The 11,948-nt window shown below is 61.7% G+C and carries 11 protein-coding genes and 1 pseudogene; 7 read left to right on the forward strand and 5 right to left on the reverse strand.

Annotated features, from left to right (window positions below):
- The first annotated feature begins 210 nt into the window (after positions 1–210).
- Positions 211–1,104 (forward strand): sensor histidine kinase, encoded by an 894-nt coding sequence (locus J3P77_RS14615; protein WP_434677321.1) that lies wholly within the window; start codon positions 211–213, stop codon positions 1,102–1,104.
- Complete coding sequence (locus J3P77_RS14620) at positions 1,101–1,760, forward strand: response regulator (protein ID WP_434677322.1); 660 nt, start codon at positions 1,101–1,103, stop codon at positions 1,758–1,760. The genes J3P77_RS14615 and J3P77_RS14620 overlap by 4 nt, the downstream gene beginning before the upstream one ends.
- Here J3P77_RS14620 and yegS read toward each other — a convergent pair.
- Positions 1,744–2,661: a lipid kinase YegS gene (yegS, locus tag J3P77_RS14625; protein ID WP_434677323.1), complete on the reverse strand. Its 918-nt coding sequence runs from the start codon at positions 2,659–2,661 to the stop codon at positions 1,744–1,746. The genes J3P77_RS14620 and yegS overlap by 17 nt on opposite strands.
- A 503-nt stretch (positions 2,662–3,164) precedes the next feature.
- Here yegS and J3P77_RS14630 point away from each other — a divergent pair.
- Together J3P77_RS14630 and J3P77_RS14635 are read left to right on the forward strand one after the other, a co-directional pair.
- A pseudogene (locus J3P77_RS14630) lies at positions 3,165–3,439 on the forward strand (sugar transferase); the annotation flags it as partial.
- Positions 3,439–4,896, forward strand: a complete 1,458-nt coding sequence (locus tag J3P77_RS14635; protein WP_434677324.1) for a mannose-1-phosphate guanylyltransferase/mannose-6-phosphate isomerase — start codon at positions 3,439–3,441, stop codon at positions 4,894–4,896. The pseudogene J3P77_RS14630 and the gene J3P77_RS14635, both read left to right, overlap by 1 nt.
- Positions 4,897–5,105: 209 nt before the next feature.
- On the opposite strand, the gene J3P77_RS14640 is transcribed toward J3P77_RS14635, so the two are convergent.
- The 3 genes from J3P77_RS14640 to J3P77_RS14650 all read right to left on the reverse strand — a co-directional run bounded on the left by J3P77_RS14640 (position 5,106) and on the right by J3P77_RS14650 (position 8,217).
- The gene (locus tag J3P77_RS14640) at positions 5,106–6,020 is read right to left on the reverse strand and encodes a LysR family transcriptional regulator (protein WP_434677325.1); all 915 of its coding nucleotides are present in this window, start codon (positions 6,018–6,020) and stop codon (positions 5,106–5,108) included.
- Between the two features lie 68 nt (positions 6,021–6,088).
- A complete protein-coding gene (locus J3P77_RS14645; protein WP_434677326.1) occupies positions 6,089–6,757 on the reverse strand; it encodes an ATPase in 669 nt (222 codons plus the stop codon).
- A 131-nt stretch (positions 6,758–6,888) separates the two neighbouring features.
- On the reverse strand, positions 6,889–8,217 hold the full coding sequence (locus J3P77_RS14650) for a PLP-dependent aminotransferase family protein (protein WP_434677327.1): 1,329 nt from the start codon (positions 8,215–8,217) through the stop codon (positions 6,889–6,891).
- Between the two features lie 109 nt (positions 8,218–8,326).
- Here J3P77_RS14650 and J3P77_RS14655 point away from each other — a divergent pair, with 109 nt between their 5' ends.
- The 3 genes from J3P77_RS14655 (at position 8,327) to J3P77_RS14665 (ending at position 10,777) form a co-directional block, all read left to right on the forward strand.
- A complete protein-coding gene (locus tag J3P77_RS14655) occupies positions 8,327–9,208 on the forward strand; it encodes a DMT family transporter (RefSeq protein ID WP_434677328.1) in 882 nt (293 codons plus the stop codon).
- A gap of 124 nt (positions 9,209–9,332) precedes the next feature.
- Complete coding sequence (locus J3P77_RS14660) at positions 9,333–10,550, forward strand: aldose 1-epimerase family protein (RefSeq protein WP_434677329.1); 1,218 nt, start codon at positions 9,333–9,335, stop codon at positions 10,548–10,550.
- Positions 10,551–10,636: 86 nt separating this feature from the next.
- Positions 10,637–10,777 (forward strand): hypothetical protein, encoded by a 141-nt coding sequence (locus J3P77_RS14665; RefSeq protein ID WP_434677330.1) that lies wholly within the window; start codon positions 10,637–10,639, stop codon positions 10,775–10,777.
- 26 nt (positions 10,778–10,803) lie between these two features.
- Here J3P77_RS14665 and J3P77_RS14670 read toward each other — a convergent pair whose 3' ends face one another.
- Complete coding sequence (locus J3P77_RS14670) at positions 10,804–11,895, reverse strand: MBL fold metallo-hydrolase (RefSeq protein WP_434677331.1); 1,092 nt, start codon at positions 11,893–11,895, stop codon at positions 10,804–10,806.
- Positions 11,896–11,948: the final 53 nt, after the last annotated feature.

The raw sequence follows: 11,948 nt of genomic DNA on the forward strand, positions 1-11,948 counted from the left end.
TCGAAAGTTAGCCGCGGACTGACCTCAACATTAAGGTAAGATTACGGGCCGGGCTGTAGAGCCCCGGTTTTTCTTGACTTCCTTACATGCAGTCCTTAATTGTCTGGCTGTTTTCACTCAACGACGCAGGCATCTAAGTCGATATCTGCTACAGGACCGACGTGAATATCGTCTGGTCGTTGACAAGACTTTCGGTGGCTTCATCCATTTATGCACGCCAGTACATCGTCTCCAAGGCCCAGGCCATTCAACAGCCGGTGCGCCCAATGGCTCACCGCTGCGCTATGCATTGCGACGTGTCTGGGCAACGTCTCGCTGTTTCTGACCGCCGCGCCCATGTCGATGCCGCTGCTGGCGCTCAATCTGATCACCTGCGCGAGCATCTGGCTCGGACAATGGCGGGCACGGCGCCTGATCGAACTCGAACCGCGGGAGCTGGCCGAGCGGATGCTTGAGGTTCAGGAGACCGAGCGCCATCGGCTGAGCCGCGAGCTGCACGATGACATCGGCCAGATGCTGACCGCCGCCAGAATGCAGAACGACTGGTTACAGCGCCGGCTGCCGGTCGAACTGCATTCCCAGGGCGAACAACTGGGCAGCACTCTTGAAGAAACCCTGAACAAGGTCCGCGACCTGTCGGCCATCCTCAACCCGCGCCAGTTGTCCAGCCTGGGCCTGGAAGCCAGCCTGCGGGCGCATCTGCTGACCACGCTGGCCGACAGCGAAATTCGCTGGAGCCTTGAATGCCAACAACGGTTGACGGGCATCCCCGATGAGATGGCCATTGCGGCCTTTCGTATCACTCAGGAAGCCGTGACCAACATGTTGCGTCATGCCCACGCTCGCAACCTGCTGGTCCGCCTGCAGCGCCTTCCGTCCGGCCTGACCTTGTTCATCAGCGATGACGGAGTCGGCTTCGAGCCGGCCAGCGATCCGGGCAAGGAAGGCCACCGCGGAATCGCCGGCATGACCGAGCGCGTTGCCTTGCTGGGCGGTTCCTGGACTTTGCACAGCAGCCCTGGCAACGGCACCCGCATTGACGTCACGCTTCCCTGGCCCGCTCGCGAGCACGAGCGCGCCACCGCCATTAAGAAGTTCCAATGACCTGCAATCTGTTGCTGATCGATGACCACTCGCTGATCAGGGCCGGTGTGCGCGCCATGGTTTCGGACATCCCGGGCTACGCCGTCGTAGGGGAAGCGGCCGATGCCACCGACCTGCCGAGCCTGGTCGCGCAACTGAGCCCGGATATCATTCTGCTGGACATCAGCATGAAGGAGACCAACGGCCTGGACGCCATGGAAAGCCTGCTCAAGGTCTTTCCCCTGAGCAAGGTTCTGATCCTGTCCATGCACACCGATCCGGACATCATCATGCGTGCCCTGGAAATGGGCGCGCATGGTTACCTGCTCAAGGACGCTACCTCGACGGAGCTGGAACAGGCGCTCAACGCCCTGCGAAACGATGAGCGTTATCTGAGCCCGGCCATCGCGCATACCGTGATCAGCCGGGCATTACGCGGCAACCAGCCAACCCGGCCAGTGTCGGTCGAGCGTTATAACCTGACCGCCCGACAGCTGGAAATCCTGCGGCTTATTGTCCGGGGCAAGTCGACCCGGGAAATCGCCAGCGGCCTGAACCTGAGCATCAAGACTGTCGAGACGCATCGCGCGCAGATCATGAAGCGCCTGCAGATTTTCGACGTCGCGGGACTTGTGCTTTTCTGCGTTCGCGAACGCATCATCAGTCTGGATGACTGAGCTGGCGGGCGCTCCCCAGCACCGGTGAATCCGTTGGCAGATGCAGCAGGAGTGCGGCCGGTCGCGCGGTAAAACGCAGGTCTTCGCCAGTGAGCGGTTCGCCATCCAGGTTGATGTCCAGCCCTTGCGCGGACTTGAGCTCGACCCACGGCAACCGCGCGCGAACGAACATGTTGTCGATGCCGAGCCCGCCTTCGAGCAGGCTCTTGAGCGTGCCGACCACTTCCTGAGGTGCCGGCAGAATACTGACGTCCAGCAGGCCGTCGTCCGCCACGGCGGTAGGACAAAGCACATGACCGCCGCCCGCCTGACGTCCGTTACCGATACCCAATGCCAGCAGATCCCCGCGCCAGTGGAAGTCCGGGCCGTGCAGTTCACCATGCGCGGAATGCAGCTCGCTGAACCGTGTCAAGCCGGTAAACAGATACGCCGCGCCGCCCAGCACTTTTTTCAGGTCCTCGGAAGTGTTGGCCGTGACCTGACTGCCGAATCCGCCGGTCGCCATGTTCAGAAACAGCTTGCCGCCAACCTCGCCAAGGTCGACGGCGGTGGGCTCCAGATCCAGCAGATCCAGGGCCTGCGCCACATCCAGCGGCACCCCGGCCGCGCGGGCGAAGTCATTGGCGGTGCCCAGCGGCAGGATAGTCAGGCTGGCCGATTGATCTCCCCGCGCCACCGCTTCGGCGATATCGCGCAATGTTCCGTCGCCGCCGCCTGCGATGATCTTCCGGTGCCCGGCGGCCAATGCCTCAGTGACCAGGCGTTGCGCGTCGCCGCCTTCCCAGGTGAGCCGCACATCAAGCTCCCAGCCCTGTTCGCGCTTTTCGGCCACGGCCGCCCTGACGTCCTCATTGAGCGACTGCTTGCCGTGCAGAATCAAAATTGCCCTGCGTTGTGTCATGACCCCTCCAGAAGTGGACCCGTATGAAAAGCCGGATGAGCAGCGCTCGTATACCTTTGCGTTGACCGACGATCCTGTCGTGACGCAACAGACTTTCCGTACAGCGCTTGAATCTGACCCCCGGCAAACGAAAAAGGCGTTGGGCCCGGCGAGAATTTTTTTCGACAAGGCGATCGGTACAGGCCCCGTAGAACGGGCCAAAGGCCAGCTTTCCGATCAGACGCCGTCCTGTAAGTCCAGACTAATACGATCCTGGCTCTGCTTGATTCGTTTCATGAGCCTTACTGGTGTCAGCACCCTCGTTTGAGGGCACTTACGCGTAAACCGATGAAATATATTCATTAAGTAGCGGCGCTTGTTAGCTAATACTAGCGAGCGCGAAGCAAAAATACCGCACAAAAAAACTTCAAAGTGACAAATTGCTGACTACGCTTGGCCCAGAAATGAAAAAAGCTGTTTTTTTGACAACTTTGCATTTTTAACGAATGAGTCATAAGTCGATGATGGTGGGCCTGCGTCCTCACGCGACGGCAACCAAAGCGGCCGGCATTCTCTTCGAGCATGCGGTGAAGGAGTACACGTCAAGGCATCGCGTCAAACCGGGCATTACGGGCTGGCGCGGATCCATGGCTTTCGTGGTGAAACAGACACCGTGCAAAAAATCGAAAAGCGCGTCGATTTCGATCTTGTGTACATGGAAAACCGGTCCGTCTGGTTTGACCTCTACATCCTTCTGCGCACTGTTGCGGCAGTGCTCTTAACTCGCGAGGCTTACTGATGAGCAATCTCATCCCCTGCATCATCGCCGGCGGTTCCGGCACCCGGCTCTGGCCGGTCTCTCGTGAAGCCATGCCCAAGCCTTTCATGCGCCTTCCCGATGGCGAAAGCCTGCTGCAGAAAACCTTCAAGCGCGCGGCCGGCCTGCCTGCCGTGGAGCGTCTGCTGACTGTCACCAACCGGGAGGTGTACTTCCGGACCGTGGACGATTACCGGCAGTTGAACAAAGGACGGGTCAAGCTCGACTTCCTGCTTGAGCCCTTCGGCCGCAATACCGCCGCCGCCGTGGCGGCTGCCGCGCTGCATGTCGTCCGGCTGTACGGGGAAGACACCCAGTTGCTGATCCTGCCAGCCGATCACCTGATCGAAAACGTACAGGCTTTTTCCCGCGCCGTTGCAGAAGCGCGGGAGCTGGCGGCTCAAGGCTGGCTGGTCACGTTCGGCATCGTGCCGAACAAGCCGGAAACCGGCTTTGGCTACATCGAAAAAGGCCAGGCCCTCAACGGCCAGACCTATCAGGTCGCCCGTTTCGTCGAGAAGCCGGACCTTGCCAGCGCCCAGGCTTACGTGGACGGCGGCCTGCACCTGTGGAACGCCGGCATGTTTTGCATGCGCGCCGATGCCGTGCTGCGCGAGTTCGAGCTCTGGGCACCGGAGGTGCTGATTGCCGTTCGCACCTGCCTGCAACAGAGCCAGAGCAAGGAAGGCAATCACGAGTTGCAGATCGAGCTCGACAGCGAAGCGTTCGAAGCCGTACCGGATATATCCATCGACTACGCGCTGATGGAGCGCTCCGACAAGGTTGCCGTTGTGCCCTGCGAATTGGGCTGGAGCGACATTGGTTCATGGCAGGCGGTGCGCGAGCTGTCCGGCGCCGACGGCCAGGGCAATCAGTGCAACGGCCAGACCGTGCTGCATGACGTCACCAACTGCTACATCGATTCACCCAAGCGCCTGGTCGGCGGTGTCGGCCTCGACAACCTGATCATCATCGATACGCCCGACGCTCTGCTGATCGCCAATGGCAGCCGGAGCCAGGACGTGAAGCTCATTGCCCAGGAACTCAAACGTCAGGACCACGATGCCTATCGGCTGCACCGCACCGTGACCCGTCCCTGGGGCACCTACACCGTGCTGGAGGAAGGCAAGCGCTTCAAGATCAAGCGCATCGTGGTCCGTCCCAAAGCGTCGCTGTCCCTGCAGATGCACCACCATCGCAGCGAACACTGGATCGTCGTAAGCGGCATGGCGCAAGTCACCAATGGCGATAGCGAATTCACGCTCGACACCAATGAATCGACCTTTATCAAACCTGGCTACACCCACCGCCTGGTCAATCCGGGGGTGATTGACCTGGTGATGATAGAGGTGCAGAGCGGCGAGTACCTGGGCGAAGACGACATCGTGCGCTTCACTGACATCTACGGAAGAGTCCCCGTAGAGGCTGTTAAGAGCTGAGCTGAGCTGGGCGTGGCGCGAGCGCTGGACGAACCCGCGAATCGAGTGGGTCGGGTTCGTGCCGGATCTGCTCGCCCTGCCGCTCTGTCAACGGCGCTCTGCCGGCTTGAAACGCGGTGGTTGGGTGGTAAGCCTGCCGCATGCCGATAATTGGGGTGGTATTAAGCGCGGTATCGGTACCGGGTACGGTGCGGGTGATGACTCGATGCCTACAGCACCAGTTTCTGGCGTTGCGAGCAGATTCGCTTGAGCGTCTGGCGCAGCCAGCGATGCGCCGGGTCCTTGTCGAATCGAGGGTGCCAGGCCTGGCTTACCACCACCTCCTCCAGCGTGAGTGGAATCTCGAACGCGCGCATGCGCAGGCCGAGGCTGGCGACGCCCCAGAGCACGGGTTCCGGCAACGGCAGCAACAGGTCGGAACCTGCAACGCTGAAGATGGCCGAATGGAAGTTCGGCGTGATGAGTGCAATGCGTCGTTCCAGCCCCAACTCGGCCAGTGCTGGGTCGATGGGCCCGCGCGCTCGGCCACGACGCGAAACGCTGACCTGATCGTAGGCCGCAAAACGCTCCGGCGTAATCGGTGCATCGAAGATCGGATGCCCTTCCCGGGCAAGTCCGCAGAAACGCGTGGTGAACAGGTTCTGCAACTTGATCTCCGGCCCGAAGTTGCGCCGCGACGCGACATACAAGTCGATCTGGCCGTCCCGCAGCGCATCGTCGTCGCCGGGGCCTTCAGGTACGAACCGCAGCGTGCAGCCTGGCGCCTCGACGCGAATGGCCTCCAGCACCCGCGCACCGAACGAACCGAAAAAAACGTCATTGGAACGCACATTGAAACAGCGCTCCAGTGTGCCCATGTCCACCTCGTCACGGGCCTGAAACACCTGCGCGGCCTGTTCGACGAGCTCGCGAACCTGTGCCTGCATGGCAAGAGCGCGCGGCGTCGGCACCAGCCCACGCCCGGCGCGTACCAGCACCGGGTCGTCCATCGCTTCGCGGATTCTTGTCAAGGTGCGGCTCATGGCGGCCGGGCTCAGGTGCAGGCGTCGCGCAGCGCCCACCACGCTGCCTTCGTCGAGCAGCGCGTCCAGTGCAATCAGGAGATTCAGATCGGGAAGTTGCATGCGATTACGTGTTCAACCACGCCCTGTATTCGAAGCGCAGAATGATATCGCGACTCGCCTGCTGCGAATCAGTTTGCTGCAATACGCCCGGACTGGCCGTTGCTAAGCGCTTCGAGTGAGCGATCAAACTGTTTCAAGGCATCGAGTTGCAGCGCTCGCTGGTAGTCGATCCGGGCGGCGATCTGCTCGGCGGATTTGCCCTGCATCCAGGCAGCGGTCAGGTCTTCGTTGCCGTAACCTTCGGCCTTGCCGATGAACTGCAGGTCCGCATCATAGAACGTCGCCGAGAAGCGCGCTTCAACCTGCGAGTTACGTTGTGTCAGCAGCCGGTTGTAGGTGTCGAGCATTACCACCACGTCCGGCCTGGCTTGCAGCGCGGCGTCGAGGTTTTCATAAACGGTCACCTTGGCGAAACGCTGGTGCAACGCACCTTCCAGGCGGTTGATGGCCAGCCTGGGGTCCGAGCTGTCGATGAACGCCTGGCGAATACGGTCATCGAGCTGACTGTCCCGCGCGTCCCGCGATGCAACCGCGTGGTACTGCTGCAGATACTGCAGGTTGCTGACAGTGTTTTCGCTGTAAAGCACGGCCACCGACTGCGAAGATCGAAGGGCCGTCGTGCTGTCGGCTACCGGCTTGAGGTGGCAATCCTGTGACTGCGCGGCATAGCCGGGCGCGGCGATAGCGATGCCGCCGATCAACACGGCGACCAGAGCCAACAGATTAGAGATTTTCATCACAGGTCTTCCTTCAGCAGCATCGGGCAATGTGGCTATCCTCCTCTTTCCCGAGGAAAACAGAACTTGCATTCCTTGATGGTGACTATCGACTCAAGCAATGGGTTCAGAAGAATCGACCGGGCGGTCAGTCACCAGGCGCTCACACAGCGCTTCACTTTGTCCAGCGCCCGGCGAAGCGCGTCCGGTTCCGGCGAGCCCAGCGCAAGCCTCAGCGCATGGGGAATGTGCGGCGAAACCGCGAACGGCTCGGCTGTGGAAACCGACACCCGGTCGTCTGCAAGCTGCGCGGCAATGCGGTCGGCCCGGGCATCTTCGGCCAGCGGCAGCCAGAGGAAATAGGACGACGGGTGACGAACCAGCGGCAAGCCCGTCAGCGCCTCACTGGCGATGCGTTGGCGCAGCTGCGCATCCACGCGCTTTTCGGCTTCCAGGCGGGTGACCGTGCCATCGTCGAGCCAGGCGGTGGCGATGGCGGTGAGCACACCCGGCGCATTCCAGGTAGTGGCGCGGATCGCACGCTGCAATGCGGCCATGAAAGCGACAGGCGCGGCGATGAAGCCGACCCGAAGTCCCGTGGCGACGCTCTTGGACAGCCCGGACACGTAGACCGTGCGCTCCGGCGCCAGCACCGCCAACGGCGCCGCTGGCGCGTCGGCGAGGAATGCGTAGGCCGCGTCTTCGATGATCAGCAGGTCGTGTTTCCGGGCTATCGCGACCGTCGCCTCGCGCTGCGCCATGTCCAACACCCAGCCCAGCGGATTATGCAGCGTCGGCATGCTGTAGACCGCCCGCACCCGGCGCTGCCGACAAAGCTGTTCAAGTGCGTCCAGGTTCGGCCCTTCAGGAGTTACGGGAACAGGCAACAGCTCAAGGTGCAGCGACTCGGCCAGTACCTTGAAGCCCGAATAGGTCAAGGCGTCGACCGCCACCACGTCACCCGGTTGCAACAGCGCCATCAAGGTGACAGCCAGTCCGTGCTGGGCACCGCTGACGATCGCCACCTGCTCGGCGTCGACTCGCAGGCCGCGCGCCAACAGATGCCGCGCGACACTGGCCCGCTCGTGCAAGCGCCCGGGATGCGGCTGATAGCGCAGCAAGGCTTCAATGTCGCCCGACGCCGCCAACTGGCGCAGCGCGCCGCGCAGCAGTTCTGCCTGACCGGGCAACGCGGGATAGTTGAAGTTGAGGTCGATCATGTCGGCGGCGGGCGCGATCTGATCGACCCCGTGCCCCGGCGGCAAAGATCTTTCGCGAACAAAGGTGCCCCGCCCGGCTTCGCCGCTCACCAGCCCCATGGCTTCAAGCTCGGCATAAACGCGGGTTGCCGTGACCAGTGCGAAGCCGTGGGTGGCAGCAAGCTGGCGATGCGGCGGCAAACGAGTGCCAGGGCTCAACCGCCCGGCACGAATATCCGCGGCCAGGGAGTCGACCAGCAATTTGTAGCGAGCACGAGGCATAAACACCGTATCCATGACGATTTTTTGATTGTATTGGGCAGCCGCCATACGATGCGCTCTACGCGGGCGCACTGGCAAGCCAGCCGGCTCCCTTTGACGAGTGATGCACATGGAACGAACGGCTCACCTGCAACAACGCGCCGCCACCGGTTGGCTCAACGGACTGATCGGCGTGGTGATTTTCAGCGCCTCGTTGCCGGCAACGCGCGTAGCGGTGATGGAATTCGACCCGCTGTTTCTGACCTTCGCCCGCGCCGCCATAGCGGGATTCGTCGCTCTGCTTGCCTTGGTGCTGCTTGAGCAGAAACGCCCTGCCCGGCAGCACCTGCTGTCGCTAGTGATTGTCGCGGCGGGCGTGGTGCTGGGTTTTCCGCTGCTTACGGCACTGGCGTTGCAACATGTCACCGCCGCGCATTCGATCGTGTTTGTCGGCCTGTTGCCACTGGCGACAGCCGCATTCGGGGTACTGCGCGGCGCGGAACGTCCGCGGCCGGTCTTCTGGCTGTTTTCGGGGCTGGGCAGCCTGCTGGTGGTTGGTTTCGCGGCGTCTCGCGGTCTGACCGCTTCCGTCATCGGAGACAGCCTGATGCTCTTGGCGATAGTCGCCTGTGGACTGGGCTACGCGGAAGGCGCCCGACTGTCGCGAACCCTCGGCGGCTGGCAGGTGATCTGTTGGGCGCTTGTGCTTTCGTTGCCAGTGATGATCACCCTCGCCTGGATCGTTGCCCCGCCTTCGCTGTCGGGCATCAGCACGCCGGCCTGGGTCAGCCTTGGCTACGTGTCGCTGTTCAGCATGCTGATCGGTTTCGTCTTCTGGTATCGCGGCCTTGCCCAAGGCGGCATCGCGGCGGTCGGCCAACTGCAATTGCTGCAACCATTCTTTGGCCTGGCGCTGGCGGCGGCCGTGCTGCACGAGCCAGTCAGCCTCGGCATGCTCGGCGTGACGGCCGGTGTCATCCTTTGCGTCGCTGGCGCGCGAAAATTTGCCTGACTGCATGGCAGATTTCAGGTGACTGGCTTTGCGGATCGTGGCTAGACTTCTGGCAAGCTGAATCGATTAACCCGATCAAGCTTGCCCACAATTCCAAGAAGACTCCACAAGGACAGCCCTGCTCATGAAAACCCTGCCTCTGTTTTTCGGCCTCAGTGCATTGGCCGCTTCCACCCACGCCCTGGCCTGGGACTACGTACTGCTCGACGTCGACAAGGCCGCGCAGAATCAGCAGATCACCAGCCAGCAGCTTGGCGTCAAGACCGGCAAGCCCTTCTCGGTGACCGTTCGCACTTTGCACGGCGGTCGACAGGAAGGCGTCAGTGTCATCGAGATCGACAACGGCACGATGAAACTTTCGGTGGTGGCTACCCGCGGTATGAACGTGCTGCAAGCTTCCGTCGGCGACGTGCGCATGGGCTGGGACTCTCCGGTCAAGGAACTGGTCAACCCGGCGTTCATCGAGCTGAACGGTCGCGGCGGGCTCGGCTGGCTGGAAGGTTTCAATGAGCTGGTGACCCGTTGCGGCTATGAGTGGGTCGGCCATCCCGGCGTCGATAACGGCGAGCTGCTGACCTTGCACGGTCGCGCGGCCAACATTCCGGCCAGCAAGGTGGTCCTGCAGATCGACGAGCAGCCGCCGTACGCGATCCGGCTCAAGGGCGAACTGAAGGAGCAGGCGTTCAAGAAGGTCGATTTTTCGGTGCAGACCGAGTTGGTCACCGAGCCTGGCAGCGCAAGCTTTGTGCTTAACGACACGCTGACCAATAACGGGGATTACCCCAAGGAATATCAGGCGCTGTACCACAGTAACTTCAGCACACCGTTTCTGGAGCAAGGCGCGCGGTTCGAAGCGCCGGTCAAGCAAGTATCGCCGTTCAACGAGAAAGCCCGAGGCGACCTGAGCGACTGGCAGACGTACCGCGCGCCGACTGCCGATTACGACGAAACCGTCTATAACGTCGTGCCCTACGCCGACGCTCAGGGCAAGACGGTCACGGTGCTGCACAACAAGGCAGGCAGCCTCGGCGTGGCGGTCGGCTTCGATACCCGGCAACTGCCGGTATTTTCGTTATGGAAGAACACCGATACCAAGGGCCAGGGTTACGTGACCGGGCTGGAACCGGGCACCAGCTTCTCGTATAACCGTCGCTTCCAGCGGCCGCTGAACCTGGTGCCGACCATCGCGCCCAAGGAGCAGCGTCAGTTCCAGATCAGCTACAGCCTGTTGGCCGACAAGCCCGCGGTGGATCAGGCGCTGGGCCAGATCAGGGACATTCAGGCTGGCCGCCCCACTGAGGTCCGTGAGCAGCCACTGGTCGATCTGACCAAGGAGCCTTGAAATTCCTCGCGGGCAAAATACGATCGAATCTTGCGCGCGCTGCGTTGACCAATACCAAGAGAGCCTGACGAACCTGGAGACTGGTAATGGCCCAAGAATCCAAACGCGAGGACCTTGATCACAAGCCGGAAAATGCTGGCAAGGTGGGCGAGGAGCAGAAGAAACTCAACGAGAAGGGCGAACAGCCGCGTCCGCGCACCTCGCCCGACCCCAAGCAGCCTGAGTAACCCGTGCGCCTGACACTCATGAGTTGTCAGGCGTTCTGCTGGCTGCGCGTGCAACGCACGGGTTGCTTGTGCCGCTGCTCGACGGGCTCCGACACTGCGTCTACTTCCAGCCACCAGGCGTGCCCGCGACTGGGATATTGCAGATAGAACGGCTGGCCCATCAGAGGCGTAGTGATCGACACGTTACGTTCCCACGCCAGCGCCACGATACGGTCGAACGGTTCATGCCAGGCATGCATCGCCAGATCGAACGTGCCGTTGTGGATCGGCAGCAACCAGCGGCCACGCAAGTCAATGTGGGCCTGCAGGGTTTCCTCGGGCTGCATGTGCACGTGCGGCCATTCGACGTTATAGGCTCCGGTTTCCATCAGTGTCAGATCGAACGGCCCGTACTGCTCGCCGATGAGCTTGAAGCCGTCGAAATAGCCGCTGTCGCCACTGAAGAAAATCCGCTGTTCGTCGTCAAGAATCACCCACGACGCCCAGAGCGTCTGGTTACTGTCACGCAATGAGCGACCGGAAAAATGCTGCGACGGCGTGGCGACAAACCGTACGCCCGCCACTTCGGTGGATTGCCACCAGTCCAGCTGCTGTACTTTTTCAGCGGGCACGCCCCAGCCGATCAGCGTATCGCCGACGCCCAGCGGCGCGAGGAAGTGTTCGGTCTTGTCGACCAGCGCGGCGATGGCCGTTCGATCAAGATGGTCGTAATGGTTGTGGGACAGGATCACCGCGGTGATCGGCGGCAGCTGGTCGAGGCTGATCGGCGGCTGGTGAAAGCGTTGTGGGCCGGCCCACTGTACCGGCGAGGCACGCTCGGCGAAAACCGGATCAGTGATCCAGAAGCGGTTGCGCAATTTGAGCAGCACGGTCGAATGACCCAGGCGGTACACAGTATTGTTCGGTGCCGCGAGCAATTGCTGACGCGACAGCGGCTGCACCGGAATCTCACCGGCCGGGCGTGTGTGGCTGGGCTTGTTGAACATCTGGTCCCAGAACACGCCGAGGGTGCGCATCAGGCTCAGCGGCTTCATCGGCGCACGGTTACGGTAGCGGCCCTCGTGACGAGACAAGGTGGGCAAGGAAGATACGTCCGTTCGGGTTTGAGTCGTGGCCATGAGATGCTGCCTCCTGAGATCAGGTAGAAGTTACTTACACTACACGGTGTAGT

Origin of the sequence: Pseudomonas sp. R1-18 (genome assembly GCF_051132095.1) — a bacterium.
Classification (GTDB): Bacteria; Pseudomonadota; Gammaproteobacteria; order Pseudomonadales; family Pseudomonadaceae; genus Aquipseudomonas.

What these genes read in the sequence shown, in the direction of transcription:
- J3P77_RS14645 (WP_434677326.1), bottom strand. Translation starts at nt 6,757, where the DNA reads ATGAAAATCTCTAATCTGTTGGCTCTGGTCGCCGTGTTGATCGGCGGC.
- J3P77_RS14640 (WP_434677325.1), bottom strand. Translation starts at nt 6,020, where the DNA reads ATGCAACTTCCCGATCTGAATCTCCTGATTGCACTGGACGCGCTGCTC.
- yegS (WP_434677323.1), bottom strand. Translation starts at nt 2,661, where the DNA reads ATGACACAACGCAGGGCAATTTTGATTCTGCACGGCAAGCAGTCGCTC.
- J3P77_RS14615 (WP_434677321.1), top strand. Translation starts at nt 211, where the DNA reads ATGCACGCCAGTACATCGTCTCCAAGGCCCAGGCCATTCAACAGCCGG.
- J3P77_RS14670 (WP_434677331.1), bottom strand. Translation starts at nt 11,895, where the DNA reads ATGGCCACGACTCAAACCCGAACGGACGTATCTTCCTTGCCCACCTTG.
- J3P77_RS14655 (WP_434677328.1), top strand. Translation starts at nt 8,327, where the DNA reads ATGGAACGAACGGCTCACCTGCAACAACGCGCCGCCACCGGTTGGCTC.
- J3P77_RS14660 (WP_434677329.1), top strand. Translation starts at nt 9,333, where the DNA reads ATGAAAACCCTGCCTCTGTTTTTCGGCCTCAGTGCATTGGCCGCTTCC.
- J3P77_RS14620 (WP_434677322.1), top strand. Translation starts at nt 1,101, where the DNA reads ATGACCTGCAATCTGTTGCTGATCGATGACCACTCGCTGATCAGGGCC.
- J3P77_RS14665 (WP_434677330.1), top strand. Translation starts at nt 10,637, where the DNA reads ATGGCCCAAGAATCCAAACGCGAGGACCTTGATCACAAGCCGGAAAAT.
- J3P77_RS14635 (WP_434677324.1), top strand. Translation starts at nt 3,439, where the DNA reads ATGAGCAATCTCATCCCCTGCATCATCGCCGGCGGTTCCGGCACCCGG.
- J3P77_RS14650 (WP_434677327.1), bottom strand. Translation starts at nt 8,217, where the DNA reads ATGCCTCGTGCTCGCTACAAATTGCTGGTCGACTCCCTGGCCGCGGAT.